We start from the raw sequence: 24,878 nt of genomic DNA, 5'->3' as shown, positions 1-24,878 counted from the left end.
CCGGTCGAAAAGCCGACGCTTGGCGCTTGTCCTCGCGAAACAGCCGTGCGACAGGCAGCGACATGAGCGGCGGGGCGCCCCTTTTCGACCGGCACCAAGGCGCATCGCGGCACGCGATGGTGGCGTCATGACGGCGACCACCCCCGGCCGACCCGGCGGCGCAATGGTCGAATTCGAAGGCGTCGGCCTGCGTTACGGGCCCGATGCCGAGACATTGTCCGACATCAGTTTCAACCTTCAGCCCGGCAGCTTCTATTTCCTGACCGGCGCGTCGGGCGCGGGCAAGACCTCGCTGCTCAAGATGCTTTACCTCGCGCAGCGGCCGAGCCGCGGCATCGTGCGCCTGTTCGGCGAGGATCTGGGGACGATGCCGCGCCAGCGCCTGCCCGGCTTTCGCCGTCGCATCGGCGTCGTGTTCCAGGACTTCCGGCTGATCCCGCATTTGAGCGCGCGCGACAATATCGCGCTGCCGCTGCGCATCGCCGGGGTCAGCGAGGAGGATCTGTCGGGCCCGGTGGGCGAGATGCTGAGCTGGATCGGGCTGAGCGAACGCGCGCACGCCTTTCCGCCGACACTGTCGGGCGGCGAGCAACAGCGGGTCGCGATCGCGCGCGCGGTCATCGCCCGCCCGCAACTGCTCGTCGCCGACGAGCCGACGGGTAACGTCGATCCCGAGATGGCGATGCGCCTGCTGGGCTTGTTCGAGGCGCTCAACCGCCTCGGCACCACGGTCGTCGTCGCGACCCACGACATCCATCTGATCAGCCGCATCGACAATGCCCAGATGATGCGGCTCGAAAAGGGGCGGCTGTCGGATCCCACCGGCGCGCTGCGCTATCCGCCGAACCGTGCCTAGGATGGAAGGCCGATGATCTTCGCGCGCGTTCCCGTCCAGCATCGCCGCCTGCTTCCTGATCGCCGCCTGTCGGGCCCGACACCGTGGGTCATCGCGATCCTGATGATGCTTACCCTGCTGGCCGCCGCGGGCGGCGTCGGCCTTGCGCGGTCGGCGGATGGGATCGGCGAGGCAATCGCGGGGCGCGTCACGGTGCAGATCGTTACCGCCAATCCCGTGCTGCGCGCAGAGCAGGCGGCGGCGCTGCGCCGCGCGGCTGCTGCACAACCCTTCGTGCGATCGGCGCGCGCGGTCGATCCGGCCGAGTTGCAGGCGACGCTCGGCCAATGGTTCGGCACCGCCGACGGCGACGATCCGGTGCTGCGCTCGCTGCCGATGCCGGCGCTCGTCGATGTCGATTTCGTCGGCGAGGATCGGTCGGGCCATATGGGCCAGTTGCGTGCGCTCGTCGCCCGCGAGGCACCGGGCGCGCGCGTCATCCCGCATGCCGATTGGCTCGGCCCCGTCGCGCGGCTGATCCGCTCGCTCGCCTGGATCGCGGGCGGTCTCGTTATCCTGATGACGCTCGCCAGCGCCGCGGTGGTCATCATGACGGCACGTGCCGCGCTGGGCACCCATTATGCGACGATCGAGATGCTGCACCTGATCGGCGCCACCGACCAGCAGATCGCCCGCCTGTTCCAGCGCCGTATCACGATCGATACGGCTTATGGTGTCGCGCTCGGTACCGCGGTGGCCGCCGCCATCCTGTTGCTGATCGGCTGGCAATGGTCGCGCGTGACATCGGGACTTGCCGCGACCGCGTCGCTCGGGCCGATCGGCTGGGCGCTCTTGCTGGCGCTGCCGCTATTGGCTATCGCGCTCGCGGCACTGACGGCGCGGCAGACCCTGCTCGCCGCGCTCAAGAAGATTTTATGATCAAACGGCTGATCTCTCTCCTGTTCCTGGCCTGGGTGCTGGGCTTCGCGTGGTTCGCGCTGCTCTTGCCGCTGCCCGCGGGCGACCAGACGACCGACGCGATCGTCGTGCTGACCGGCGGCCCCGGCCGGATCGACCGCGGGCTGGAACTGCTCGAGGCGGGGCGCGCCAAGCGGCTCCTGATCAGCGGCGTCGCGCGCGAAGTGAAGCCGAAGGAACTCGCTGCCGAATATAAACGACCGCAAAAGCTGTTCGATTGCTGTGTCGCGCTGGGCTTCGAAGCCGAGGATACACGCTCGAACGCGACCGAGGTCGCGAGCTGGGTTGCGCGGCGCAACTACAAGAGCATCCGGCTTGTCACCACCGACTGGCACATGCGCCGCGCCGAATATGAACTCGGCCGCGCGATGGACAAGAAGGTGACGATCCTTCCCGATGCGGTGCGCAGCCAGCCGAGCTTTTCGACGCTGTTTCGCGAATATCACAAATATCTGGCCGGTCTGGCGGGCGGCCTGCTCGGGCTGTGAGCTATCCGATCGCCTTGGTGCGTTCGATCCTGTTCTGGATCGCCTTCGTCCTGATGAGCAGCATCTGCTCGATCGGCGCGATCGTCACGCTGCCGATCTCGCACCATGCGACGCGCGGGTTCGTGCGCACCTGGGCGAAGTTCCACCGGCTGATCTGCCGCTTCATCCTGGGGCACCGCGTGATCGTCGAGGGCGAGATGCCCGACATCCCCGTCCTCTATGTCTTCAAGCATGAGGGCGCGTTCGAGACGATCGAACAGCCGATGCTGTTCAAATGGCCCGCGGTCTTCGCCAAGGAACAATTATTCTCGATCCCCGTCTGGGGACAGGCGGCGCGCTTTTACGGGCTGATCCCGGTCGACCGCGACGGCGGCGGCAAGGCGATGCGCGCGATGCTGAACGCGGCCAAGGCGGCGCTTGCGATCGGTCGCCCGCTCGTGCTGTTCGCCGAAGGCACGCGTGTGCCGCACGGCAAGGCGCCGCCGCTGCGGTCGGGCTTCGCGGGCGTCTATCGCATGCTGGGCGTCCCCGTGATCCCCGTCGCCGTCAACAGCGGCATCGCCTATCCGCCGCACCGCTGGGTCAAATGGCCGGGAACCATCACCTATCGCATCGGCGACACCATCCCCGCCGGCCTGCCGCGCGAGGAAGCCGAAGAACGCGTCTGGCGCGCGATCAACGCGCTCAACCCGCCCGAAGCACTGCTGGAAAGGCCGGCCGAGCAATAGGAATAACGGTCGTCGCCCCGCCTTCGCGGGGGCGACGGTCAGTGTTTGCGCCCGAAATCGGCGGCTGCATCGTCCTGACCCTGCTCGATGATCGATCGGCGGATCGCCCGCGTCCGCGTGAACCAATCCTCGAGCCGGTCGCCGTCGCCGCGACGGATCGCCTGCTGGAGCGCCGTCAGATCCTCGTTGAAGCGCTGCAGCGTCGCGAGCACCGCGTCGCGGTTGGCAAGGAACACGTCGCGCCACATCACCGGGTCGCTCGCCGCGATGCGCGTGAAATCGCGAAAACCGCCCGCCGAATATTTGATGACCTCGCTCTCGGTCACTTCCTCCAGCTCGCTGGCGGTGCCGACGATCGTATAGGCGATCAGGTGCGGCAGATGGCTTGTCACCGCCAGCACCATGTCGTGATGCGCCGCGTCCATCGTCTCGACCTTCGCGCCGAGCGCCTGCCACAGTCCCGTCACCGCGGCGACCGCATCGGCGGGCGCGTCCGGCGCCGGGGTGACGATGCACCACCGCCCGTCGAACAGCGTCGCAAAGCCCGCGGCCGGGCCGCTGTTCTCGGTCCCCGCGACCGGGTGGGCGGGCACGACGACATGATCGGGCAGTGCGGCGCGCAGCGCGGCGCCGACCCCCGCCTTCGACGATCCGACGTCCGAAATGATCGCATGCGCGGACAGGCCCGGCGCGATCGCCGCGGCGGCCTCCGCCATACGCCCCACCGGCACCGCCAGAATCACCAGATCGGCGCCCTCCACCGCCTCCGCCGCATCGTCGCTCACCGCGTCGCAAAAGCCGAGCGCCCGCGCTTCGGCGCGGACATCGGGATCGGCATCATGGCCGGTCACCGCCACATCGGGCAGCTTCGCCTTGATCGCGCGCGCCACCGACGATCCGATCAGGCCCAGCCCGACGATCGCAACCCACCCGATCGCGCGCGCCATGCCGGTCAGCCCGCGGCGATCGCGGCGCGGATTGCCGCCGCGAGCCCGCGCGTCTCGTCTTCGGTGCCGATCGTCATGCGCAGCGCCTGCGGGATGCCCTGTCCGGGCAGCCAGCGGACGATATAGCCCGCCTCCATCAGCCGGTTGTAGACCGTCTCGGCACTGATCGCGCCTTCGAACAGCACGAGCAGGAAATTGGTCGCCGACGGGACGATACGCAGCCCGTGGTTACCCAGGCTTTCGATCTCGCCCGCCAGCCAAGCGCGCCATTTCGCATTATGCGCGCGGCTGCGCGCGACGAAATCATCATCGGCCAGCGCCGCGACCGCCGCCGCCTGTCCGGCGCGCGTGACGTTGAAGGGCAGGCGAATACGGTGCAGCGCCGAAATCACTTCGGCGCTCGCATAGCCCCAGCCGATCCGCTCGGCCGCCAGCCCGTGGATCTTGGAAAAGGTGCGCGTGACGAAGACATTGGGCGCGTTTTTCGCCAGTTCGAGCCCGCCATCATCCTGATCGGCATCCAGATATTCGGCATAGGCCTGGTCGATCACGAACAGCACGTCGCCGGGCAGGCCGGCGTGGATACGCGCGACCTCTTCCTTCGTCGCGAGCGTCCCGGTCGGATTGTTCGGATTGGCGAGATAGACGACGCGCGTCTTGTCGGTCACCGCGGCGAGCAGCGCATCGACATCGGTCGCATAGTCGCGATCGTCGGCTTCGACCGGCACCGCGCCGACCCGCCGAGCCGCGATTTCATAGACTGCAAAGCCATAACGGACATACAGGATTTCGTCGCCTTCGCCGGCATAGACGCCCGCCGCCAGATGGAGCAGTTCGTCCGACCCGTTGCCGCAGATGACGCGCGCCGGATCGAGCCCGAACTTCGCTGCAATTGCCGCGCGCAGCACGTCGGCGCCCGGATCGGGATAGCGCGAGAGCGCGTCGGCGGCGGCCTGCGACGCCCGAAAGGCTTCGCGCGCCTTGTCCCCGGTGCCGAGCGGATTTTCGTTCGCCGAAAGCTTGATCAGCGGCCGGCCGTCGGCGCCCGCCGACTTGCCGGGCACATAGGGGGCGATGCCGCTGATCCACGGCTTGGGGGCGAGGGTTTTGCTGTCACCGGTCATGCGGCGCCGTTTAACGGCTGTGCGCGCCGAGTCCAGTACGTTGACAGCCTTCGCGCACCGGCCTAGCGCCCCGGAAAGCATGGCGAGCCTCCTCCACCAGATCCGGCACCAGAGCGTGACGATCGACCGGCCCCTGCCGCTCGACAGCGGCCAGGCGTTGCCGTCGGTAACGATCGCCTATCAAAGCTATGGCACGCTCAACGCCGACCGGTCGAACGCGGTGCTCGTCTGCCACGCACTGACCGGCGACCAATATGTCGCGAGCGATCACCCGGCGACAGGCAAGCCGGGCTGGTGGGCGCGCATGGTCGGCCCCGGCAAGCCCGTCGACACCGACCGCTATTTCGTCCTCTGCGCCAACGTCCTCGGCAGTTGCATGGGGACGAGCGGGCCGGCGACCCCCGATGCGGCCACCGGCGCGCCGCTCGGCATGGCTTTTCCCGTCATCACCATCGCCGACATGGTGCGCGCGCAGGCGATGCTGCTCGATCATCTGGGGATTGCGCGGCTTCATGCCGTCATCGGCGGGTCGATGGGCGGAATGCAGACGCTCGGCTGGGCCGCGGCCTATCCCGAGCGGCTGGCGTCCGCGGTGGTGATCGCAAGCGCCGCGCGCCATTCGGCGCAGAATATCGCCTTTCACGAGGTGGGGCGGCAGGCGATCATGGCCGATCCCGACTGGCAGGACGGCCAATATTACGGCAGCGACCGCGCCCCGACCAAAGGGCTGTCGGTCGCGCGCATGGCGGCGCACATCACCTATTTGTCCGAAGCCGGGCTGACCGAAAAATTCGGCCGCCGGCTGCAGGCGCGCGATGCCAAGAGCTTCGGCTTCGACGCCGATTTCCAGGTCGAATCCTATCTGCGCCATCAGGGGCTGGCCTTTACCGACCGCTTTGACGCCAACGCCTATCTCTACATCACGCGCGCGATGGACTATTTCGACCTCGCCGAACCGTACGATGGGCGGCTCGCCGGCGCATTCGCCAAGGCGCGCGACGTGCGCTTCACGCTCGTCAGCTTCGATACCGACTGGCTCTATCCGACCAGCGAATCGCGCCGCGTCGTCCAGGCGCTGCAAAGCGTCGGCGCGGCGGCAAGCTTCGTCGAACTGTCGGCACCGTTCGGCCACGACAGCTTCCTGCTCGACGTCCCGGCGCTCGACCGCCTCGTCGCCGGTGCGCTGCGGAACGGCGGCTGAGCATGGCGCTGCGTCCCGACCTTGCGATCATCGCCGGCGCGGTGCCGGCGGCCACCCGCGTCCTTGACGTCGGCTGCGGCGACGGCGACCTGATCGCGGCGCTCCGCGATAAGGGCGTCGATGCGCGCGGACTCGAAATCGATGCGGCCAACGTCACCGCGGCGATCGCGCGCGGCCAATCGGTGGTGCAGGGCGACGCAAACCACGACCTTGCCGACTATCCCGACGATGCGTTCGATTATGCGATCCTGTCGCAGACGCTGCAAACGACCGAGCGCCCCGACCGCGTCATTGCCGAACTGCTGCGCATCGCCCCGCGCGCCTTCGTCAGCTTTCCCAATTTCGCGCATTGGCGCGTGCGGCTCGCGCTCTTGTGGAACGGGCGGATGCCGGTGACGCGCCTGCTGCCCGTCGCATGGTATGAAACGCCGAACATCCACCATGTCACCGTCGCCGATTTTCGCGACCTGGTGCGCGCACGCGGGATCGGCGTCGAAGCGGCCTGGTATCTGTCGGGTGACAAGCCGACCAGCGCCGCCGCCGCAACCTGGCGCGCCGAACATGCGATCTTCCTGATCTCGCGCGTCTGAGCCGCGAAGGCGCGGCATCAAGAAGCCCGGGACATTCTTTCTATTCCGCTGTCGATGCCCTGTAGCGCGCCATATGGGGTATGAAATCCATCTTTCCGATGACCAAACCCGCATTGCGCAGCAAGGCATAGGCTATCGTGACATGAAAGTAGAAGTTCGGAAGGATCCAGTCGCGGATGTCTTCCTCCGCCGACATCAGGAAGCGCACGCCATTGGGCAAGGTCAGGTCGACGAGGGCATCGGCGTCGGCCCATTCGGCAGGGCCGGTTTGTTCGACCAGCAAGCGAATCGCAGAAATTCGTTGGCGCACCTCGGCGAGCGACCGGTAGGCTACCTCTTCGAGCGGTAGCGCCTGTCCGCCGACTTGATTGAGCGCCAACACCACCTGATTGAGGGCAACTCGGAACTGCAGTTCGAGCGGAAACATGTCGTCGGTCAATTTGTCCGCGAGCACGTCATCGGACACTCCGGCATCGATGGCCTTGCCGGCGAGGTGATCGAGCGTGCCCAGCATGTTGGCGAAGGTCATCCGGGCGGATTGCGCGTAAGTCATGACGATCCTTTATGGCGAACGGTGCCAGACGCTAGAACATCGGCGCGGGCCGTCAATCGCAACGCCCGGCAATGTCATTGTTTTCGGCGAATATTGCCGTCGCCAGTCCGCATCAATCCTTCTTCCTGAGCCCGTTCGCCAGCATGTCGTTGGCGATCCGGGCGACGTCGGCGATGTCGGCGCTTTCGTCCCACAGGCCATAGCGCATGCCCAGAAAGACGTTCATGCCGGCGATGGCCCAGGCGTGGACCTCGCCCGCGTCGGCGCGGATTTCGCCCCGCGCTGCGCCATTTTCCAGCCGCTGGCGCATACGTTCGACCGTGGTTTCATAGTGGCGGCGATAGCTGGCGTAATCGACGAATTCGGCCTCATCGATGATGCGATAGATTTCCTTGTGCTCGCGCACGAAGCGCAGAAAGGATTCAAGGCCGACACGTTCGGCGGCGATTTCGTCGGGCGCCGCCTGCACCAGCGGAGTGACATGGTCGCGGAGTTGCTCGCTCATATAGCGGACGAGCGCCTGGAAGATTTCCTCTTTCGAATCGAAATAGGTGTAGAAGCTGCCCAGCGCGGTTCCGGCGCGGCGCGTGATGCCGCTGATCGACGCGTCGTGAAACCCGCGCTCGCCGAATTCGATCGCCGCGGCGTCGAGCAGCTTGCGCAGCGTGCGCCGCCCGCGTTCGGTGCGCGGCGCCTTGTCGGGATTGCCCGGCGCCGCCGTATCGACGGGGCCTGCGCCCCCTTCGCCCGGTGGTGCCGATGATCGCGGCTGATCCATCTTGTGCCTTCCCTCTCCGCCCCGAAAGTCCGGCGGCCCCCTTGCGTGGCCTTTTTGCATCACCGGAGGGCAAAATATAGCCTTCACAACTTCCAAGTTGAAACTTGGTTCAGGTTTCATTATTGGGTGCGGCGCGGCTTGGCAAGGACCGGCCCAAAAAAACGCAAAGGGTGACGAGGGGTCACCCGTCACATGGGAGACACATCATGCGTTCCTTCGCTCGCCCGCTGCGTCGTGCCGTTCTGGCCTCGACCGCGCTCTCGATGATCGCTTTCACCCCTGCTGCCTTCGCTCAGGACGAAGGCGCCAACTCCGCCGACGACAGTGCGGAGATCATCGTCACCGCCCGCCGGCGCGACGAACGGCTGATCGACGTTCCCGTCGCGGTCACCGCCATTTCGGGCGAAGCGCTTGAAACGCGCGGCGCGATCGACATCACCGATGTCGCGAACATGACGCCGAACACCACGCTCGAAAATTCGCGCGGGACCAATTCGACGCTCACCGCCTTCATCCGCGGCGTCGGCCAGCAGGATCCGGTCCCCGGCTTCGAAGCGGGCATCGGCATCTACCTTGACGACGTCTATCTTAACCGCCCGCAGGCAGCGGTGCTCGACATCTACGACGTCGAGCGGATCGAGGTGCTGCGGGGCCCGCAGGGCACGCTCTATGGCCGCAACACGATCGGCGGCGCGGTCAAATATGTGACGCGCGCGCTCAACCCCGATTCGCCCGAGCTGCGCATCCGCGGCACCTATGGCAGTTATAATCAGGCCGATCTGGTCGTCACCGCCAGCGTGCCGATCAACGACATGCTGCGCGTCGGCGGGTCGGTCGCGCGCCTGTCGCGCGGCGGCTTCGGCGACAATCTCAACATCCCCGGCCTCGAAAACTACAACAAGGATGTGTGGGCCGGCCGCGGCACGCTGGAATTCGGCGGCAATGGTGCGCCGGTGCTTATCCGCATCTCGGGCGACTATACCCACGACAAATCATCGCCGCGCAACGGCCACCGCCTGATCCCGGGCCTCTTCTCGGGCGCGCCGGTGCTCGACAATGTCTATGACACCCGCGCCGGGCTCAACGATCCGAAGCAGGACGTCCGGGCCTATGGCCTGGCGATGAATGTCACGGCAAATCTCACCGATACGCTTACGCTGCGTTCGATCAGCGCGTGGCGCAAGGACCGCAGCTTCACCCCGATCGACTTCGACTCGCTGCCGTCGGTCGACGTCGACGTGCCCGCGGTCTACCGCAACGAGCAAATCAGCCAGGAATTCCAGCTGCTTTATGAAGGCGACAAGCTGAAGGGCCTCCTCGGCTTCTATTATCTCGATGCGCAGGCCGCGACGTCGTTCGACGTGTTGCTCGGCCTGACGGGCGCCGCGCTGCCGCCGGCGTTCGGCGGGCCGCTGCCCGGCCTCAACGGCTATACGGCGGGCGACGTGCGGACCAAGACCTGGTCGGTGTTCGGCGATTTCACCTATGATTTCACCGATCAGCTCAGCCTGTCGGTCGGCGGTCGCTACACGAGCGACAATCGCAACGCCTTTGTCTACAAGGCGAACCGCATCACCGGCCTGTCGCCGGAGTTCGGCGGCACGCTGACCCCGATCGCCATCGCGGTGGCGACCAATTTCCGCGGCGAGCGCACCTTCAAGGAATTCACCCCGCGCGCCTCGCTGAGCTTCAAGCCCAATGCGGACAATATGGTCTATGCCTCCTATTCGAAGGGCTTCAAGGGCGGTGGTTTCGATCCGCGCGGTTCGGGCACCTCGGCGCCGATCAGCAACCCGTCGGCGGGCCGCACCTATGACGATATCTACAACTTCCTCGCCTTCGACCCCGAAAAGGTCGACAGCTATGAAATCGGCTACAAGGGATCGCTGCTCGATCGCCGCCTGACGCTCAGCCTCGCAGGTTTCTACATGGACTATAAAGATGTGCAGATTCCGGGGTCGGTCGGCTGCCTCGTCGGCGGGGTGCAGAGCTTCTGCGGCATCACCACCAACGCCGCCAAGGCGCGCCTCCAGGGGGTCGAGGCCGAAACCAATGCAGTGCTTGCGCGCGATTTTGCCGGCGCCGGTTCGGCCATCCGCTTCAACGGATCGCTCGGCTATATCGACGCCAAGTACAAGCGCTTCATCGGCCCCACCGGGACCGACGTCTCGAATATCCGGACCTTCCAGAACACGCCGAAATGGACGGTGTCGGGCACGCTCGCCGCGGGCATTCCGGCGATGGGCGGCAATATCGACGCATCGACGACGCTGTCCTATCGCAGCCTGACGCACCAGTTCGAAGTGCCGATCCCCGCGCTCGACCAGCCGGGCTACACGCTGTGGGATGCCAGCCTCGTCTGGACCGCCGACAGCGGCAATTATTCGATCGGCCTCCATGGCAAGAATCTGGCCGACAAGCGCTACATCACGTCGGGCTATAATTATCAGAATGCGGCGGGCGCCTCGACGCTCGGCCTCGAAGGCATTTTGACCGCCTTCTACGGCAACCCGCGCCAGGTCTTCGTCACCGGCACGGTCAAATTCTGACCTGCCGACGAACAGCCAAAACAAACGGAAAGGGGCGCCCGCTGCGGCGCCCCTTTTCTTTTGGTCGCCGGACAGAGGCTCGGCGGTTCAGGGCAGCGGCGGCGCGCCGGTGGCGGCAACCATGCGCTCGCCATCGATCACGATCGGACTCGCCACGCCGTCGATAAAGGCGCCGTCGGGCCGGATGCGCATGCCGCGCGCCATGACCTGCGGATCGGCGAACACCGCCGCCAGATCGTTGATCGGCCCCGCCGGAACGCCCTCGGCTTCGAGCGCGAGCGAAAGCGGCTGCGCGTCCCACGTCGCGATCCTTGCGGCGAGCAGCGGAATGAGCGCGGCGCGATTGGCGAGCCGCGCCGCATTGGTCACGAAGCGCAGGTCTTCGGCCCATTCGGGTGCGCCGAGGATCGCGCACAGCTTGCGATACTGGCTGTCATTGCCCACCGCGATGACGAGCTGACCGTCGGCGGTCGCGAACAGCTGATAGGGCACGACATTGACATGGGCATTGCCCATCCGCTTGGGCGCGACGCCGCTCGCCAGATAATTGGCGGCCTGATTGGCGAGCACCGCGACCTGGCTGTCGAGCAGTGCCATATCGACATGCGCGCCCGCCCCCGTGGCGTCACGACGCCGCAGCGCCGCCAATATGCCCACGGTCGCATACATGCCGGTGAAGATGTCGGCATAGGCGATCCCCGCCTTTTGCGGCGGCCCGTCGGGTTCACCGGTCAGCGACATGAAGCCGCTCATCGCTTGGACGATGAAATCGTAACCGGCGCGGTGCGCATAGGGGCCGGTCTGGCCGAAGCCGGTGATCGAACAGACGATCAGACGCGGGAAATCGGCGCGCAGCGTCGCAGGGTCGAGCGCATATTTGACGAGTCCGCCGACCTTGTAATTTTCGATGACGACATCGGCTTCGGCGATCAACGCGCGCACCGCGCCCTGCCCCTCGGCGGTCGCGATGTCGATGGCGACGCTGCGCTTGCCGCGATTGCAGCTGTGATAATAAGCCGCACCCAGATTTTCGCCCGCCGCGCCGGTGACGAAGGGCGGGCCCCACTGGCGCGTATCGTCGCCCGCACCGGGACGCTCGACCTTCACCACCTCGGCGCCGAGGTCGGCGAGCAGTTGCCCGCTCCACGGCCCCGCGAGCACGCGCGCCAGTTCGACGACGCGCAGTCCCGCGAGGGGCTTGGCCACCGGCGCCGGCGACGATGCCTCAGGCAAAGGCGCTGATGCCGGTGATCGCACGGCCGAGGATCAGCGCGTGAACGTCGTGCGTGCCTTCATAGGTGTTGACGGTTTCCAGATTCACCGCGTGGCGGATCACATGATAATCGGCCGAGATGCCGTTGCCGCCGTGCATGTCGCGCGCCACCCGCGCGATATCGAGCGCCTTGCCGCAATTGTTGCGCTTCAGAAAGCTGATCATGTCGGGCGCGAGATGCCCTTCGTCGATCAGCCGGCCGACGCGCAGCGCCGCCTGGGTGCCGAGCGCGATTTCGGTGAGCATATTGGCAAGCTTGAGCTGGACGATCTGGTTCGCCGCCAGCGGGCGCCCGAACTGCTTGCGGTCGAGCGTATAATTGCGCGCCGCCTCATAGCAGAATTCGGCCGCGCCCATCGCGCCCCAGCCGATGCCGTACCGCGCGCGGTTGAGGCAGCCGAACGGCCCCTTCAGCCCCGAGACATGCGGCAACAGCGCGTCTTCGCCGACTTCGACCCCGTCCATCACGATCTCGCCGGTGATCGACGCGCGCAAGCTGACCTTGCCCTCGATCTTCGGTGCCGACAGGCCCTTCATGCCCTTTTCGAGGATGAAGCCGCGGATCGCGCCGTCGTGCGCGTCGGACTTCGCCCACACGACGAAGACGTCGGCGATCGGCGAATTGGTGATCCACATCTTCGCGCCCTTGATCCGGTATCCGCCCGCGATCTTTTCGGCGCGCGTGCGCATCCCGGCGGGGTCGCTGCCGGCGTCGGGTTCGGTCAGGCCGAAGCAGCCGACAAGCTCGCCCGAGGCGAGGCCGGGCAGGAAGCGCATCTTCTGCTCTTCGCTGCCATAGGCATTGATCGGGTGCATCACGAGCGAGCTTTGCACCGAACAGGCCGAGCGATAGCCCGAATCGACGCGCTCGACTTCGCGCGCGATCAGGCCGTAGCTCACATAATTGAGCCCCGCGCCGCCATATTTGGGGTCGATCGTCGCGCCGAGCAGGCCGAGCGCGCCCATTTCCGACATGATCTCGCGGTCGAAGCGTTCGTCGAGAAAGGCCGAGGTGACGCGGGGCAACAGCTCGCCGGTCGCATAGGCGCGCGCCGCATCGCGGACCATCCGCTCCTCTTCCGAAAGCTGCGCGTCGAGCGCGAGAGGATCGAACGGGTCGAGCGCTTCGATGCGCTGCGGATCGGCGAGGGCCATGGGTCAGCTTTCTTCAAAAGCGCGGACCCGTCGATACAGGCCCGCTCAGGAGGTCGGATCGCCCGGCTTGCGGGCCATCGCGGCGGTCGGTCCGTCGCGCGGCTCCAATATCGCCGCGGTCTCGATCAGGTCAAGCGCGCGCCGCGCCTCATGATAGCGGCGCGCCGCGATCAGCCAGTCCTTCGCTTCGGCGGCGCCGGGCATCGCCTGCACCTCCTCGATCGCCTTGTCGACCTGCCCGCCCGCCAGATAGCGGCGCGCGCGGTCGAGCCGTTCGGAGGCGCGCGGCGACTGGGTGCCCGCCGGACGGACAACGAACAATTCGCTGACCTCGCGGCGCAGGCCGGTCCAGAAGCTGCCATCGCCGTCGCTGCGGCCGACGAGTTCGGGCGCCAGCGCGTCGAGTTCGGCGCGCAACTGCTCCAGCGTCACCGGGTCGCGCGACGTATCGATGATCGTCTTGACCGCATTGGGCTGGTCGTCGCCGAAGCGCAGGCGCAGTTGCGCCTCGAGATAGCCGAGCGGCAGACCGCGATCGAGCGCACGGCGCACCGCGAAGGCGACCAGCAGCCCTTCGGCGCGCGAGGCATTGCCCGACGCCGACGCCGCTTCGAGATTGAGGCGCGACAGCCGCTGTTCCAGCTCGGCCACGCGCGCCGCCAGCGCGTTCGCGCCATCGACAGGCGCGACGACCAGCGCCGGCTGCCCGCTCTGCCCCGCATCGGGTGCGGCTCCGGCGGGCGCCGCGGCCGGCGCGGTGCCGGTCGCGGGGACATCGGCGACCTTGGCGACCGGCGGCACATCCTTGCCGGTCAGCAGCCGGCTCATCGCCCAGCCGCCGCCGACGATCCCGACCACGAGCAGCGCGAGCGCCGCAATTATCAACGTCCGGAACGATAGCCCCCTGCTGCGGACGCCATCGTCCATACGCACGGGTTTGTCGTTTTCGATTGCCATATTATTCTTTCGCACGACCCTGTCTGGGGCTCTTGTGGCACAAAGCGCGGGCCTGTGCCACCATCGCCGCATCGTCGGGCCGGTCGGCAAGCGCGATCGCCTGCCAATCCCCCCCGGCCCTTGCTGCCACAGCGGGGCTTATCGCGACAAGCGTCAAATGCCCGCGTTGCCCTTCGGTCAGCGCCGCGATCCGGTCCGCACCGCGCCCCGAATGGGCGAGCAGCACCGCCGGCGCAGCGATCAGCGCGGCCCAATCGGCGGGCAGCTCGACGGGATCGACCGCATAGCAGGGCAGCGGGGTCAACGCAGCATCGCGCGCCGCCAGCACGCTATGATCGCGGCCGCAAAGCCACAGGATATGGCGATAATTTCTTGACGTCATGCCATCAAGAAGCTGTTGGCCATCGCGCGTACCGACTTCCGCGACGCGCAGGCCCGCCGCTTCCGCGGCTGCAGCGCTCGCGGCGCCCACGGCATGAACGGGCAGCGCGGCAAGCGCCTGCAAACCGGGTCCGGCCAGCCGCATCGCCTGCGCGCTCGTGACAAGCAGTGCGTCGAAACCCGCGGGATCGGGCAAGGTCCAGTCGATCGCGCGCGCGGCGAACAGCGGCATGCTGCGCGCATCGAGCCCCAGCGCCCGCGCCCGCGCCACCGTCGCCGCGCCGCCGGGGTCGGCGCGCGTCACGAGCAGCGGCAGCGATTCGGTCATGCCGCGAACAGGCGCCGCACCGATTCGGGCGCTTCGACCAGCAGACGCCGCGCCAGCGCTTCGGCCGCGGCCGGATCGGGCACCAGCGTCTCGCCGATCGCATGGTCGGCGCCATCTTCGGAATAGATTTCGGCGTCGAGGCGCAGCGTCCCGTCGGCCAGCCGGCGCGCATAGGCCGCGACCGGCGACCGGCAATCGCCGCCGAGCGCCGCCAGAAACGCGCGTTCGGCCGCAACCGCGCGGTGGGTGGGTTCGTGATCGACTCCGCGCAGCAGCGCCAGCGTGGCCGCATCGTCGGCGCGGCATTCGATACCGATCGCGCCCTGCGACGCGGCGGGCAAGAGTATCTCCGCCGGCTGCACGGTTCCGACCGCATGCATGCCAAGCCGTTCGAGCCCCGCCGCGGCGAGCAGGGTCGCATCAACCTCCCCCGCCGCCAGCTTGCCAAGCCGCGTCGCGACATTGCCGCGCAGCAGCGTCGTTTCGAGGTCAGGACGCAGGCGGCGGACCTGCGCGGCGCGGCGCGGGCTGCTCGTGCCCAGCCGCGCGCCGTGCGGCAGGTCGGCGATCGCCGCAGCCGCGATCCCGTCGCGAACCACCAGCCGGTCGCGCGGGTCGGCGCGTTCGAGCATGGCGCCGAGCGCGAAGCGCGGATCGCGCAGCGTCTCGACATCCTTCAGACTGTGCACGGCGATGTCGATCCGCCCGCCGTCGAGCGCCGCGTCGAGTTCGCGCGTCCACAGCGCCTTACCGCCTACCTCGGCGAGCGCGCGGTCCTGGATCTTGTCGCCGGTGGCGGTCATCGGAACGATTTCGATCGCCTCGGGCGCGATGCCATAGGCGGCGATCAGCGCCGCGGCGGCCATATTGGCCTGCGCCATTGCCAGCGGCGAGGCGCGCGTACCGAGGCGGAGCGGGCGGTCGGGCGTGGGAAGCGGAATCGATGCCATGCGCGCCTGCTAGGGCTTCGGCGCGCGAAAGAAAAGGTGGCGCACGGTCTTGCAGGGACTCGATCGTCCGCCGCTTGCCCCCGCCCCCCTGGCACGGGTAAGGGGGCGCAACATTATGTCTCTCATCCTTGGCCTCGAATCGAGCTGCGACGAAACCGCGGCAGCGCTCGTCACCGACGACAGGCGCATCCTCGCGCATCGGGTCGCGGGACAGGAGGCCGAGCACCGGCCCTATGGCGGCGTCGTTCCCGAAATCGCGGCGCGCGCGCATGTCGACCGCCTCGCCCCGATCGTCGAAGGCGTGCTCGCCGATGCCGGGGTGACGCTCGCCGACGTCGATGCCATCGCCGCGACCGCCGGCCCCGGGCTGATCGGCGGCGTCATGGTCGGGCTGGTCACCGGCAAGGCGCTCGCCCATGCCGCGGGCAAGCCGCTGATCGCGATCAACCATCTCGAAGGCCATGCGCTCAGCCCGCGGCTCGCCGACCCCGACCTTCGCTTTCCCTATCTGCTGCTGCTCGTCTCCGGCGGGCACTGCCAGCTTCTGCTCGTGCGCGGTGTCGACGATTATCGGCGGCTTGCCACCACGATCGACGACGCCGCGGGCGAGGCCTTCGACAAGACCGCAAAGCTGCTCGGGCTCGGCTATCCGGGCGGTCCGGCGGTCGAACGGCTTGCGGCGGACGGCGATCCGCATGCGGTGCCGCTCCCCCGCCCGCTGGTCGGTAGCGCCGAACCGCATTTCTCCTTCGCCGGTCTCAAGAGCGCCGTGGCGCGCGCGGTCGCATCGGGCGCGCACCGTCCCGCAGACGTAGCCGCGTCTTTCCAGCAAGCGGTCGTCGACTGCCTGATCGATCGCAGCCGCATCGCACTCGCCGCCTGCCCCGAAGCCACCGCCTTTGTCGTCGCGGGCGGCGTCGCTGCCAATGGTGCGATCCGCGCCGCGCTCACCGGCCTCGCCGCCGCGTTCGACAAGCCGTTTGTCGCGCCGCCGCTGTGGCTCTGCACCGACAATGGCGCGATGATCGCCTGGGCGGGCGTCGAGCGCTTCGCCGCGGGGCTCAGCGATCCGCTCGACACGGCGGCGCGGCCGCGCTGGCCGCTCGATCCCGCCGCCGAAACCGTGCGCGGCGCCGGAGTAAAGGCATGACGCGCGACAGCATGACGTCATTTGAAAAGTTCGGCGTCGTCGGCGGCGGCGCCTGGGGCACCGCACTCGCCCAGCTTCTCGCCGCCGAGGGCGCACCGGTGCGCCTGTGGGCGCGCGAGGAAGACGTCGTGGCGGCGATCAACGCCGAGCATCGCAATCCGCTGTTCCTGCCCGGTGCGGCGCTGTCGCCTTCGCTCACGGCAACGAGCGACCTTGGCGCGCTTTCGGGGCTGGACGCGCTGCTCGTCGTCGTGCCGGTGCCCTATCTGCGCGCCGTGCTCGCGGTGCTGCCCGCAGGCGATGCGCCGCTGATCTTCTGCAGCAAGGGGATGGAGGCGGGCAGCTTCGACTTCCCGGTCGACATCGCGCGCGAAATCTTTCCCGGCCGCGGCTTCGCCGTGCTGTCGGGGCCGACCTTCGCGCACGAGGTCGCAGCGGGGCTGCCGACCGCGATCACGCTCGCTGCCGAAAACCCCGCGCTCGCCGAGGGGCTCGCCCGCGCGCTCGCCCGCCCGCATTTTCGTCCTTATGTGTCGACCGACATGATCGGCGCCGAAATCGGCGGCGCGATCAAGAATGTCCTCGCCATCGCCTGCGGCATCGTCGACGGGGCCGGGCTGGGGCTCAACGCGCGCGCCGCGCTGATCAGCCGCGGCTTTGCCGAGATGACGCGCTTCGGGCTCGCGCGCGGGGCACTGGCCGAAACGCTCGCCGGACTCGCCGGGCTCGGCGATCTCGTCCTTACCTGCACATCATCCAACTCGCGCAATTTCGCGCTCGGCCAAGGGCTGGGGCGCGGCGAGAGCGCAGCGGCCCTGATGGCCGACCGCCGCACCGTTGCCGAAGGCGCGTTCAGCGCCCCGGTGATCGCCGCCGCCGCACGCGCCGATGCGATCGACATGCCGATCACCGACGCGGTGGCGCGGCTCGTCGCGGGCGAAACGCGCGTTGCCGACGCCATTCAGGCCCTGCTCAGCCGCCCGCTGCGACCCGAGGGCCGATGATGCACCGCTGCCGATTGCCTGAATTGCCCGGATTGCCTCGCCCTTTTTCGCGCGCTAAACAGCGCACAGGGGAGCAGCAGAAGGGGCGTCAGGCTTGAGCCAGTCGGACAGCGCAGCCGCGCCCCCTTCCGCATCCACCGTGGCCGACCCGGCCGGGCAGGATGCCGACACCGCCGCGCTCGCCAGGGGCGGCCGCACCAATTTCTTCGGCTTCATACTGCGCCTCGTCGCGCGCCTGCCCTTTCTCTATTTCGCCGGTCGCTGGTATGGCCCCGAAGCGGTCGGCCGCTTCGCCTTTGCCGTGCTCGTCATCGAGCTGATCGCGCAGCTTGCGACTCTCGGGCTCAAGCGCGGCCTCGCCGAACAGCTCAGCAAGCCGGGCGCCGATCATCGTCATATCGTGTGGGACGGCATGTTCGTCGCCTTCCTCGCCTCGGCGTTCGGCTCGGCGATTCTCTTCGCCTTTCCGCAGCTCATGTTCCCCTCGGGCGATATCGACGGCTGGGATCGCTGGGTGGCGATCACCGTCTTCGCGATCGCCGGTGCCGACATCGCACTCGCCGCCTGCGCCTATCGCTACGACATCGGCGCTACGGTCCGCGCGCGTTCGATCGTCGAACCCTGGGCGATCAGCGCCGCCGCGTTCGGCTTCGCCTTCTATTCGCTGCGCGACGGGTTGATCCTTTCCTACGCCGCCGCGATGATCGCGACCTTCTTCACCGCGCTCATTCCGATGATTCGCCACTATGGCGGCCCCGGCGTCTGGCGCCCGCATCCAGCGCAGCTCATCTCTCTCGCGCGCCGCAACGCGCCGCTCGCCGCTGCCGATGCGATCGAATGGGGGACCCGCCGGCTCGACCTGTTCATCCTCGGCCAGTTCACCTCGCCCGCGATCTACGGCATCTATTACATGGCGCAGCAGGTTGCCTCGCTGCCGCAAAAGCTCAAGACCAGCTTCGAGCCGATCCTCGGCCCCGTCATCACCCGCAATCTGGCGGAGAACCGCCTCGCCGCGGTCGCCGCGCAGGTCAGCCAGGTCGGTTTCTGGATCATCGCGGCGCAGGCGGGAATCGCGCTCGCGCTCGGCATTCCTGGCGAAGCGGTGATGGGCCTCGTCGGCCCTCAGTTCGTCGAGGGCAATGTCGCACTCGCCTTCCTGCTCGCGGCGGAGGTCGTGGCGGCGACGGCGGTGGTGAGCGAAGCCGCGCTCGTCTATGTCGCGCGCCACCGCAATCTGCTCATCAGCATCGCGACGCTCGCACTGCAGGCGGTACTCAGCGTCGCGCTGATCCTCACCGCCAAATCGATGGGGTTGCCGCCGATCGCCTATGCCGGCGCGGTCGCGCTCGCGCTGATGCTCGCGCTCGGCTTCGCTTCGGTGGTGAAGGCGCGGCTGCTCGCGCGTATTCTCGGGGCGCCCGTCAACAGCCTGCGCTGGGCGCTCGTCTGGGCGACCGCCGGGGCGACGGTTCTCGGCTGGGGCGCGACGCAGATGCCCGAATGGGCCGAGCTGCTGATCGGCGTCCCCTTCATCCTCGGCATCTATGCGTGGCTGATCTGGACGCGCGGCTTCGGCCCAGCCGACCGGGCGCTGTTCCGCAAGCAGCCCGAAACGGCCGCGCCGGCAAGCTGAACCGCCGCGTCAGCCGAGCCGCGCGGCGACCTCCGCTTTCAGATCGCTTTGCGCGCGCGGGCCGACCTGCGCGATGATTTCGCGCGCACACACCGCACCCATCGTCAGGCAATCGGCGAGCGAGCGGCCCTCGGCCTGGCCCGCAAGGAAGCCCGCGGCGAACAGGTCGCCGGCGCCCGTGGTATCGACGACCGTCTCGATCGGCTCGGCGCCGACCGCAACGCGCTCACCGTTCGCGACCGCGATCGCGCCCTTTTCGCTGCGCGTCACGACGAGCAGCGGCACGCGCGGCGCGATCGCCGCGACGGCGGCTTCGAAGTCCTGCGTTCCGGCGAGCGCGCAGATCTCGACCTCGTTGGCGAACAATATGTCGAACAGCCCCTCGCCGATCAGCGCGCGGAAATCATCGCCGTGACGGTCGATGATGAAGGCGTCGGACAGGGTGAAGGCAACCTTGCGGCCGGCACCGCGTGCGACGTCGATCGCGCGGCGCATCGCGGCGCGCGACAGCGGCGGATCCCACAGATAGCCCTCGAGATAGAGGATGTCGGCGTCGGCGATCCAGTCTTCGGCGATCATCGCCTGTTCGAGCAGATGGCTTGCGCCGAGAAAGGTGTTCATCGTCCGCTGGCCGTCGGGCGTGACGAGGATCAGGCAGCGCGCGGTCGGCGCGCCTTCCTTGAGCGCCGGAGTTTCATAGGCGACGCCGAGCGCGCGCAGATCGTGGGTGAAGACGCTGCCGAGCTGGTCGTCGGCAACTTGGCCGATGAAGGCGCAGCGGCGGCCGAGCGCGGCCATGCCGGCGAGCGTGTTCGCTGCCGATCCGCCCGACATTTCGATCGCCGGACCCATCGCCGCATACAGCCGCCCTGCTTCTTCGGCATCGATCAGGCGCATCGACCCTTTGGTCAGGCCCTCGGCCTCGATCAGCGCGTCGTCGGCGCGGGCAATGACATCGACGATCGCATTGCCGATCGCAACGACTTCGAAACGGGCGGTGGAGGCCATGAAAAATCCTGTGATGCGTGGGAAAATATGCCGCGCGCCTTAGGGGGCCGCGCGCGCCAAGGCAAGCGCGACGCTTGACGACGCAGCGCCCGCCGCGCCATTCGGACGCATGGCCCGTGCCGTCCAAGCCCTGTTCCTCGCCATCGGCGACCTGTCGAGCCCGCGGGTGCTGCGCATCCTGGCGATCAGCCTTGCCCTCACCCTGCTGCTGTTCATTGCGGTGGGCGCGGCGCTTCTGGCTGGCGCGCGCTGGGCGCTCACGCATTGGCAGTGGCTGGGCGCGGCGGGGATCGACATGGCGAGCGTGCTGATCCTGCTGCTGCTGATCGCGGGGAGCTGGCTCTTGTTTCGCGCCGTTGCGATTGTCGTCGTCGGGCTGTTCGCCGACGCCATCGTCGCCGATGTCGAGGGGCGCCACTATCCCGCCGCCGCGGCAGGCGCGGTCGATGTCGGCTGGCGGCAGTCGGTCGCCCTCGCGCTCGCATCGCTCGCGCGCCTGATCCTTGGCAATCTTGCCGCGCTGCCCTTTTATGTCCTCCTCCTGGTGACGGGAATCGGCACGCCGATCCTAGCCTTCTTCGTCAACGCGCTGCTGCTCGGCCGCGATCTCGAGGCGATAGTCCTCGCCCGCCATCCCGGCCGGCCACGCCTCGAGCGGCGGGCGCGCTGGTCGCTCGGCCTGCTGTCCGCCGCAAGCTTTCTGGTTCCCGTCGCCAATCTGTTGGCGCCCATCGCGAGCGCGGCTATGGCCGTCCACATGCTCCATCTGCGCCGGGCAGACAGATAAAGGGGAACCGGCTTGACCCGCACCACCAACATGGCCGCACTCGCCGGCCTTTCGCTGATGCTCGGCGGCTGCGCCGCTACCGCGGTGCCGCGCGTGACGCCGCCGCCGACAAGCAGCGCCCCGGCGCCGCTCAACCCGCCGCGGGTCACCCAGAATAATGCACTCGTCGGGCGCGATGCCAACAGCGCGCTGCGCCTGTTCGGCAAGCCGCGGCTCGACGTCAGCGAGGGCGCGGGTCGCAAGCTGCAATTCGCCGGGTCGGCGTGCATATTGGATGTTTACTATTACGCCCAGCGCTCAGGCGCCGAAGCGCTTGCCACCCATGTCGACGCGCGCACCCCCGACGGGCGCGACGCGGATGTCGACAGCTGCATCGCCGCGCTGCGGCGGTAGGGCAAAGATCGATTCGGAAATAAGTGCGCTAGGCGCGATCGATCGCGCCCGTATCGAGTAACGGCGCGGCGTCGATGTCGGCGGCGCCGAGCACGATCGCCAGCCGCTCGGTCGCGGCGAGGATCATCGCCTGTTCCCATGCGGGCAGCGCGGCGAAGCGGTCGGCGAATATCTGTTGCAGCATATCGGGCGCCTCGGCGACCCGGCGTTGCCCCGCGTCGGTCGCGGTCAGCAGCATCTGTCGCTTGTCGCGCTCGCTTCGCGTCCGCGTCACCAGCTCCATGGCAACCAGCCGGTCGACGATGGCGGTGATCGTCGCGTGGCTGAATTGCAGGCGCTGTGCGACCTGCCCCGGCGTGGCGCCCTGCGCCCCCGCCACATCGCGCAGCACGAGCAGCTGCGACGGCGTCAGGCCGGTCGCCGCGCCCAGCTTGCGGCTGCCCGTCTCGGTCGCGCGCAGGATGCGCCGCAGCGCGCGCAGGGTGGCGTTGGCAATTTCGGACTCCATCCCGCCTTGTTAGCCGCGCCCGCGGAGGGCGCCAATTGCAAAGTCGCGCCCGCCGGGATGCAGAATTTTATTTCATTGTATGAAACATTATGGTCGCCGCGGGGTTGAACGAGGCGACGAACATCCTATATTTCGCGGCATGCCGGGCCGGTTGGCTCGAATGTGCGCATAGCAATATTTCAGGAGATGAAAGATATTTGACCGGCCACAGGAACGGGACACGGCGCCATCCGCAAAGGACACGCCGTCCGGCCGACCCGCCGCGTCGCTGCAATTTCGCAAGCCGGTCGCTACCGACGGGCCGGCGATCACCGCGCTGATCGCGGCCTGCCCGCCGCTCGACCGCAATTCGCGCTACTTCAATCTGATCCAGTGCACCCATTTCGCCGACAATTGCATCATCGCCGAACGCGGCGGTCGCATTCTCGGTTGGATTTCGGGGCATCGCCCGCCCGCCGAACCAAGCGCCTTCTTCGTCTGGCAGGTCGCGGTCGCGCCCGAAGGACGCGGCCAGGGGCTCGCCAGCCGTATGCTCGACGAACTGCTCACGCGGCCGGCGCAGGCGGGCGTGACGCACGTTCTGGCGACGATCACCGCCGACAATGCGGCGTCGTGGGCGCTGTTCCACGGCCTTGCCCGGCGCCACGATACGACGCTCGACCGCAGTATCGTCTTCGAGCGCGACGCCCATTTCGCGGGCGTCCATCCCAGCGAGTTTCAAGCCCGCATCGGGCCATTCGCCATCGATACGACACCGACCGATACGACATCGCCTGAATGACTCAGGCACAATGACACAGGCAGAATAGGGGTATTCACATGATCAACGCACCCAAACCGTCCGGGTCCATTCCCGACCGGAGCATTTACGAACGCCGCGAATCGGTGGTCCGCAGCTATGCCCGCGCGATGCCGCGTCAGTTCGGCAAGGCCGAAGGCGTATGGATGCACGACGATCAGGGCGGTCGCTATCTCGACTTCCTGTCGGGCTGTTCGACGCTCAACTATGGTCACAACCATCCGATTTTGAAGCAGGCGCTGCTCGATTATATCGCCGCCGACGGCATCGCCCACGGGCTCGACCTGCACACCGATGCCAAGGCTGCCTTTCTCGACACGTTCGAGGATGTGATCCTGAAGCCGCGCGCACTCGACTATCGCGTCATGTTCACCGGCCCGACCGGCACCAACGCGGTCGAGGCAGCGATCAAGCTCGCGCGCAAAGTGACGGGTCGCGAACTGGTTATCGCCTTCACCAACGGCTTTCACGGTATGACGCTCGGCGCGCTTGCCTGCACCGGCAATGCCGCCAAGCGCGGCGGCGCGGGCGTCCCGCTCGCCCATGTCGCGCACGAACCCTATGACGGCTATTTCGGCCCCGAGGTCGACACCGCCGAACTGCTCGACCAGCGGTTGGCCGATCCGTCGAGCGGCCTCGACGCCCCCGCCGCGATCCTGGTGGAAACGGTGCAGGGCGAAGGCGGCCTCAACGCTGCCTCGCCCGAATGGCTGCGCAAGATCGCCGACATCGCAAAGCGCCACGGCGCGCTGCTGATCGTCGACGACATTCAGGCGGGCTGTGGCCGCACGGGAAGCTTCTTCAGCTTCGAGGAAATGGGCCTCACCCCCGACATCGTCACGCTTGCCAAATCGCTGTCGGGCATGGGCCTGCCCTTTGCGCTGACCCTGTTCCGCCCCGAACTCGACCAATGGTCGCCCGGCGAACATAATGGGACGTTCCGCGGCAACAACCACGCCTTCGTCACCGCGACCGCCGCGCTCGGCCATTTCTGGAGCAGCGACGCTTTCGCCGACGATGTGCGCCGCCGCGGGGCGCTGCTCGAAGAGCGGCTCGCGCGCATCGCCGCCGAACATGGCTTCGAAACGCGCGGCCGCGGGATGATGCGCGGCATCAACGTCGGGTCGGGAGAACGCGCCGGGGCGATCACCGCCGCCTGCTTCGACGCCGGCCTCATCATCGAAACCAGCGGCGCGCACGACGAAATCGTCAAGGTGCTCGCGCCGCTCGTCATCGATGACGCCCTGCTCTCGGCAGGGCTCGACATTCTCGAAACCAAGATCCGCGAAGCGATGGCCGACGATTACGCCGTCGCCGCCGAATGAAGACAGGAGACTGACCATGATCATCCGCAATCTCGACCAGATCCGCAAATCCGACCGCAACGTCCGCTCGAACGGCTGGGCCAGCGCGCGCATGCTGCTCAAGGATGACGGGATGGGCTTTTCCTTCCACGTCACCACCATGTTCGCGGGCAGCGAGCTGAAAATGCATTATCAGAACCACCTCGAGGCGGTGTTCGTGCTCAAGGGCACGGGGACGATCGAGGATCTGGACAGCGGCGAAATCCATCGGCTCGAACCCGGCGTGATGTATGCGCTCGACAAGCACGACCGCCACATCGTGCGTCCCGAAACCGACATACTGACCGCCTGCGCCTTCAATCCGCCGGTCACCGGCAAGGAAGTGCATGACGCAAGCGGCGCCTATCCGGCCGAGGCCGACATGGCGAGCGAGCCGGCGCGCGAGGCCGCGCCCGCAGAGTAAAACCCATATCAACA

26 protein-coding genes are annotated in these 24,878 nt (G+C 67.7%); 15 read left to right on the top strand and 11 right to left on the bottom strand.

The annotated features are described in order from the left end of the window. Positions 1 to 127: 127 nt before the first annotated feature. The 4 genes from ftsE to EBMC1_RS06615 are packed head-to-tail and all read left to right on the top strand — an operon-like array spanning position 128 to position 3,029. Positions 128 to 856, top strand: coding sequence for a cell division ATP-binding protein FtsE (ftsE, locus tag EBMC1_RS06630; RefSeq protein ID WP_003042422.1), 729 nt, complete (start codon positions 128 to 130; stop codon positions 854 to 856). 12 nt (positions 857 to 868) lie between these two features. Next, positions 869 to 1,774, top strand: coding sequence for a cell division protein FtsX (locus tag EBMC1_RS06625; protein ID WP_003042420.1), 906 nt, complete (start codon positions 869 to 871; stop codon positions 1,772 to 1,774). Then, a complete protein-coding gene (locus EBMC1_RS06620; protein WP_003042416.1) occupies positions 1,771 to 2,301 on the top strand; it encodes a YdcF family protein in 531 nt (176 codons plus the stop codon). The genes EBMC1_RS06625 and EBMC1_RS06620 overlap by 4 nt, the downstream gene beginning before the upstream one ends. After that, on the top strand, positions 2,298 to 3,029 hold the full coding sequence (locus tag EBMC1_RS06615) for a lysophospholipid acyltransferase family protein (RefSeq protein ID WP_003042413.1): 732 nt from the start codon (positions 2,298 to 2,300) through the stop codon (positions 3,027 to 3,029). The genes EBMC1_RS06620 and EBMC1_RS06615 overlap by 4 nt, the downstream gene beginning before the upstream one ends. Before the next feature lie 38 nt (positions 3,030 to 3,067). Here the strand turns inward: EBMC1_RS06615 and EBMC1_RS06610 are convergent, their stop codons facing one another. Together EBMC1_RS06610 and hisC are read right to left on the bottom strand one after the other, a co-directional pair. Next, positions 3,068 to 3,976: a prephenate/arogenate dehydrogenase family protein gene (locus EBMC1_RS06610; RefSeq protein WP_003042410.1), complete on the bottom strand. Its 909-nt coding sequence runs from the start codon at positions 3,974 to 3,976 to the stop codon at positions 3,068 to 3,070. A 5-nt stretch (positions 3,977 to 3,981) separates the two neighbouring features. Next, the gene (gene hisC / locus EBMC1_RS06605; protein ID WP_003042407.1) at positions 3,982 to 5,100 is read right to left on the bottom strand and encodes a histidinol-phosphate transaminase; all 1,119 of its coding nucleotides are present in this window, start codon (positions 5,098 to 5,100) and stop codon (positions 3,982 to 3,984) included. 79 nt (positions 5,101 to 5,179) lie between these two features. Between hisC and metX the strand changes: the two genes are divergently transcribed. Continuing rightward, a complete protein-coding gene (metX, locus tag EBMC1_RS06600; RefSeq protein WP_003042405.1) occupies positions 5,180 to 6,301 on the top strand; it encodes a homoserine O-acetyltransferase MetX in 1,122 nt (373 codons plus the stop codon). A gap of 2 nt (positions 6,302 to 6,303) precedes the next feature. Beyond that, entirely contained in the window at positions 6,304 to 6,891 is a 588-nt protein-coding gene (gene metW, locus EBMC1_RS06595) for a methionine biosynthesis protein MetW (RefSeq protein ID WP_003042398.1), read from the top strand. 40 nt (positions 6,892 to 6,931) lie between these two features. Here the strand turns inward: metW and EBMC1_RS06590 are convergent, their stop codons facing one another. Together EBMC1_RS06590 and EBMC1_RS06585 are read right to left on the bottom strand one after the other, a co-directional pair. Continuing rightward, positions 6,932 to 7,444, bottom strand: a complete 513-nt coding sequence (locus tag EBMC1_RS06590; RefSeq protein WP_003042396.1) for a DUF1993 family protein — start codon at positions 7,442 to 7,444, stop codon at positions 6,932 to 6,934. Between the two features lie 112 nt (positions 7,445 to 7,556). Next, a complete protein-coding gene (locus EBMC1_RS06585; RefSeq protein WP_003042393.1) occupies positions 7,557 to 8,222 on the bottom strand; it encodes a TetR/AcrR family transcriptional regulator in 666 nt (221 codons plus the stop codon). A gap of 206 nt (positions 8,223 to 8,428) precedes the next feature. On the opposite strand from EBMC1_RS06585, the gene EBMC1_RS06580 reads away from it, so the two are divergent. Further along, positions 8,429 to 10,771 (top strand): TonB-dependent receptor, encoded by a 2,343-nt coding sequence (locus tag EBMC1_RS06580; protein WP_003042391.1) that lies wholly within the window; start codon positions 8,429 to 8,431, stop codon positions 10,769 to 10,771. An 87-nt stretch (positions 10,772 to 10,858) separates the two neighbouring features. On the opposite strand, the gene EBMC1_RS06575 is transcribed toward EBMC1_RS06580, so the two are convergent. From EBMC1_RS06575 to hemC, 5 genes are read right to left on the bottom strand one after another with little or no spacing between them, the layout of a single operon-like run. Continuing rightward, positions 10,859 to 11,977 carry a CaiB/BaiF CoA transferase family protein gene (locus EBMC1_RS06575; protein WP_003042388.1) on the bottom strand — a complete coding sequence of 373 codons (1,119 nt, stop codon included), beginning with the start codon at positions 11,975 to 11,977 and terminating at the stop codon, positions 10,859 to 10,861. A gap of 19 nt (positions 11,978 to 11,996) precedes the next feature. After that, complete coding sequence (locus tag EBMC1_RS06570) at positions 11,997 to 13,199, bottom strand: acyl-CoA dehydrogenase (protein WP_003042386.1); 1,203 nt, start codon at positions 13,197 to 13,199, stop codon at positions 11,997 to 11,999. A 45-nt stretch (positions 13,200 to 13,244) separates the two neighbouring features. Continuing rightward, positions 13,245 to 14,156 carry a mitofilin family membrane protein gene (locus EBMC1_RS06565; protein WP_003042382.1) on the bottom strand — a complete coding sequence of 304 codons (912 nt, stop codon included), beginning with the start codon at positions 14,154 to 14,156 and terminating at the stop codon, positions 13,245 to 13,247. A 1-nt stretch (position 14,157) separates the two neighbouring features. Continuing rightward, positions 14,158 to 14,865 (bottom strand): uroporphyrinogen-III synthase, encoded by a 708-nt coding sequence (locus EBMC1_RS06560; protein ID WP_003042381.1) that lies wholly within the window; start codon positions 14,863 to 14,865, stop codon positions 14,158 to 14,160. Next, the gene (hemC, locus tag EBMC1_RS06555; RefSeq protein WP_003042378.1) at positions 14,862 to 15,815 is read right to left on the bottom strand and encodes a hydroxymethylbilane synthase; all 954 of its coding nucleotides are present in this window, start codon (positions 15,813 to 15,815) and stop codon (positions 14,862 to 14,864) included. The genes EBMC1_RS06560 and hemC overlap by 4 nt, the downstream gene beginning before the upstream one ends. A gap of 115 nt (positions 15,816 to 15,930) precedes the next feature. Here hemC and tsaD point away from each other — a divergent pair, with 115 nt between their 5' ends. From tsaD to EBMC1_RS06540, 3 genes are all read left to right on the top strand, one after another. After that, positions 15,931 to 16,965: a tRNA (adenosine(37)-N6)-threonylcarbamoyltransferase complex transferase subunit TsaD gene (gene tsaD, locus EBMC1_RS06550; RefSeq protein WP_003042375.1), complete on the top strand. Its 1,035-nt coding sequence runs from the start codon at positions 15,931 to 15,933 to the stop codon at positions 16,963 to 16,965. After that, positions 16,962 to 17,969: an NAD(P)H-dependent glycerol-3-phosphate dehydrogenase gene (locus tag EBMC1_RS06545; protein WP_003042372.1), complete on the top strand. Its 1,008-nt coding sequence runs from the start codon at positions 16,962 to 16,964 to the stop codon at positions 17,967 to 17,969. Before tsaD ends, EBMC1_RS06545 begins: the two co-directional genes overlap by 4 nt. Before the next feature lie 94 nt (positions 17,970 to 18,063). Further along, positions 18,064 to 19,602: a lipopolysaccharide biosynthesis protein gene (locus tag EBMC1_RS06540; RefSeq protein ID WP_003042368.1), complete on the top strand. Its 1,539-nt coding sequence runs from the start codon at positions 18,064 to 18,066 to the stop codon at positions 19,600 to 19,602. A gap of 9 nt (positions 19,603 to 19,611) precedes the next feature. On the opposite strand, the gene EBMC1_RS06535 is transcribed toward EBMC1_RS06540, so the two are convergent. After that, positions 19,612 to 20,610 (bottom strand): adenosine kinase, encoded by a 999-nt coding sequence (locus EBMC1_RS06535; RefSeq protein WP_003042365.1) that lies wholly within the window; start codon positions 20,608 to 20,610, stop codon positions 19,612 to 19,614. A gap of 109 nt (positions 20,611 to 20,719) precedes the next feature. Between EBMC1_RS06535 and EBMC1_RS06530 the strand changes: the two genes are divergently transcribed. Continuing rightward, positions 20,720 to 21,397 (top strand): EI24 domain-containing protein, encoded by a 678-nt coding sequence (locus EBMC1_RS06530; RefSeq protein WP_003042363.1) that lies wholly within the window; start codon positions 20,720 to 20,722, stop codon positions 21,395 to 21,397. Between the two features lie 12 nt (positions 21,398 to 21,409). Continuing rightward, complete coding sequence (locus EBMC1_RS06525) at positions 21,410 to 21,790, top strand: hypothetical protein (RefSeq protein ID WP_003042361.1); 381 nt, start codon at positions 21,410 to 21,412, stop codon at positions 21,788 to 21,790. Positions 21,791 to 21,818: 28 nt separating this feature from the next. Here the strand turns inward: EBMC1_RS06525 and EBMC1_RS06520 are convergent, their stop codons facing one another. After that, on the bottom strand, positions 21,819 to 22,298 hold the full coding sequence (locus EBMC1_RS06520; protein WP_003042359.1) for a MarR family winged helix-turn-helix transcriptional regulator: 480 nt from the start codon (positions 22,296 to 22,298) through the stop codon (positions 21,819 to 21,821). A 193-nt stretch (positions 22,299 to 22,491) separates the two neighbouring features. Here EBMC1_RS06520 and ectA point away from each other — a divergent pair, with 193 nt between their 5' ends. The 3 genes from ectA to EBMC1_RS06505 are packed head-to-tail and all read left to right on the top strand — an operon-like array spanning position 22,492 to position 24,864. Next, positions 22,492 to 23,079, top strand: a complete 588-nt coding sequence (gene ectA, locus EBMC1_RS06515; RefSeq protein WP_331270947.1) for a diaminobutyrate acetyltransferase — start codon at positions 22,492 to 22,494, stop codon at positions 23,077 to 23,079. Between the two features lie 38 nt (positions 23,080 to 23,117). Continuing rightward, the gene (gene ectB / locus EBMC1_RS06510; protein ID WP_003042350.1) at positions 23,118 to 24,422 is read left to right on the top strand and encodes a diaminobutyrate--2-oxoglutarate transaminase; all 1,305 of its coding nucleotides are present in this window, start codon (positions 23,118 to 23,120) and stop codon (positions 24,420 to 24,422) included. Between the two features lie 16 nt (positions 24,423 to 24,438). Next, positions 24,439 to 24,864 (top strand): ectoine synthase, encoded by a 426-nt coding sequence (locus tag EBMC1_RS06505; RefSeq protein WP_003042348.1) that lies wholly within the window; start codon positions 24,439 to 24,441, stop codon positions 24,862 to 24,864. The last annotated feature ends 14 nt before the right edge of the window (positions 24,865 to 24,878 follow it).

The organism is Sphingopyxis sp. MC1 (assembly GCF_000371385.1).
Lineage (GTDB): Bacteria > Pseudomonadota > Alphaproteobacteria > Sphingomonadales > Sphingomonadaceae > Sphingopyxis > Sphingopyxis terrae.
The sequence above is the reverse complement of the archived record's forward strand: the minus strand, read 5'-3'. Positions and strand labels throughout refer to the sequence as shown.

Excerpts from the sequence above, each read along its gene's own strand:
- EBMC1_RS06560 (WP_003042381.1), bottom strand. The coding sequence starts at position 14,865 with ATGACCGAATCGCTGCCGCTGCTCGTGACGCGCGCCGACCCCGGCGGC.
- EBMC1_RS06610 (WP_003042410.1), bottom strand. The coding sequence starts at position 3,976 with ATGGCGCGCGCGATCGGGTGGGTTGCGATCGTCGGGCTGGGCCTGATC.
- EBMC1_RS06535 (WP_003042365.1), bottom strand. The coding sequence starts at position 20,610 with ATGGCCTCCACCGCCCGTTTCGAAGTCGTTGCGATCGGCAATGCGATC.
- ectB (WP_003042350.1), top strand. The coding sequence starts at position 23,118 with ATGATCAACGCACCCAAACCGTCCGGGTCCATTCCCGACCGGAGCATT.
- hisC (WP_003042407.1), bottom strand. The coding sequence starts at position 5,100 with ATGACCGGTGACAGCAAAACCCTCGCCCCCAAGCCGTGGATCAGCGGC.
- tsaD (WP_003042375.1), top strand. The coding sequence starts at position 15,931 with ATGTCTCTCATCCTTGGCCTCGAATCGAGCTGCGACGAAACCGCGGCA.
- EBMC1_RS06570 (WP_003042386.1), bottom strand. The coding sequence starts at position 13,199 with ATGGCCCTCGCCGATCCGCAGCGCATCGAAGCGCTCGACCCGTTCGAT.
- hemC (WP_003042378.1), bottom strand. The coding sequence starts at position 15,815 with ATGGCATCGATTCCGCTTCCCACGCCCGACCGCCCGCTCCGCCTCGGT.
- EBMC1_RS06505 (WP_003042348.1), top strand. The coding sequence starts at position 24,439 with ATGATCATCCGCAATCTCGACCAGATCCGCAAATCCGACCGCAACGTC.
- EBMC1_RS06585 (WP_003042393.1), bottom strand. The coding sequence starts at position 8,222 with ATGGATCAGCCGCGATCATCGGCACCACCGGGCGAAGGGGGCGCAGGC.
- metW (WP_003042398.1), top strand. The coding sequence starts at position 6,304 with ATGGCGCTGCGTCCCGACCTTGCGATCATCGCCGGCGCGGTGCCGGCG.
- EBMC1_RS06545 (WP_003042372.1), top strand. The coding sequence starts at position 16,962 with ATGACGCGCGACAGCATGACGTCATTTGAAAAGTTCGGCGTCGTCGGC.
- EBMC1_RS06530 (WP_003042363.1), top strand. The coding sequence starts at position 20,720 with ATGGCCCGTGCCGTCCAAGCCCTGTTCCTCGCCATCGGCGACCTGTCG.
- EBMC1_RS06590 (WP_003042396.1), bottom strand. The coding sequence starts at position 7,444 with ATGACTTACGCGCAATCCGCCCGGATGACCTTCGCCAACATGCTGGGC.
- EBMC1_RS06620 (WP_003042416.1), top strand. The coding sequence starts at position 1,771 with ATGATCAAACGGCTGATCTCTCTCCTGTTCCTGGCCTGGGTGCTGGGC.
- EBMC1_RS06520 (WP_003042359.1), bottom strand. The coding sequence starts at position 22,298 with ATGGAGTCCGAAATTGCCAACGCCACCCTGCGCGCGCTGCGGCGCATC.
- ftsE (WP_003042422.1), top strand. The coding sequence starts at position 128 with ATGACGGCGACCACCCCCGGCCGACCCGGCGGCGCAATGGTCGAATTC.
- EBMC1_RS06625 (WP_003042420.1), top strand. The coding sequence starts at position 869 with ATGATCTTCGCGCGCGTTCCCGTCCAGCATCGCCGCCTGCTTCCTGAT.
- EBMC1_RS06580 (WP_003042391.1), top strand. The coding sequence starts at position 8,429 with ATGCGTTCCTTCGCTCGCCCGCTGCGTCGTGCCGTTCTGGCCTCGACC.
- EBMC1_RS06565 (WP_003042382.1), bottom strand. The coding sequence starts at position 14,156 with ATGGCAATCGAAAACGACAAACCCGTGCGTATGGACGATGGCGTCCGC.
- metX (WP_003042405.1), top strand. The coding sequence starts at position 5,180 with ATGGCGAGCCTCCTCCACCAGATCCGGCACCAGAGCGTGACGATCGAC.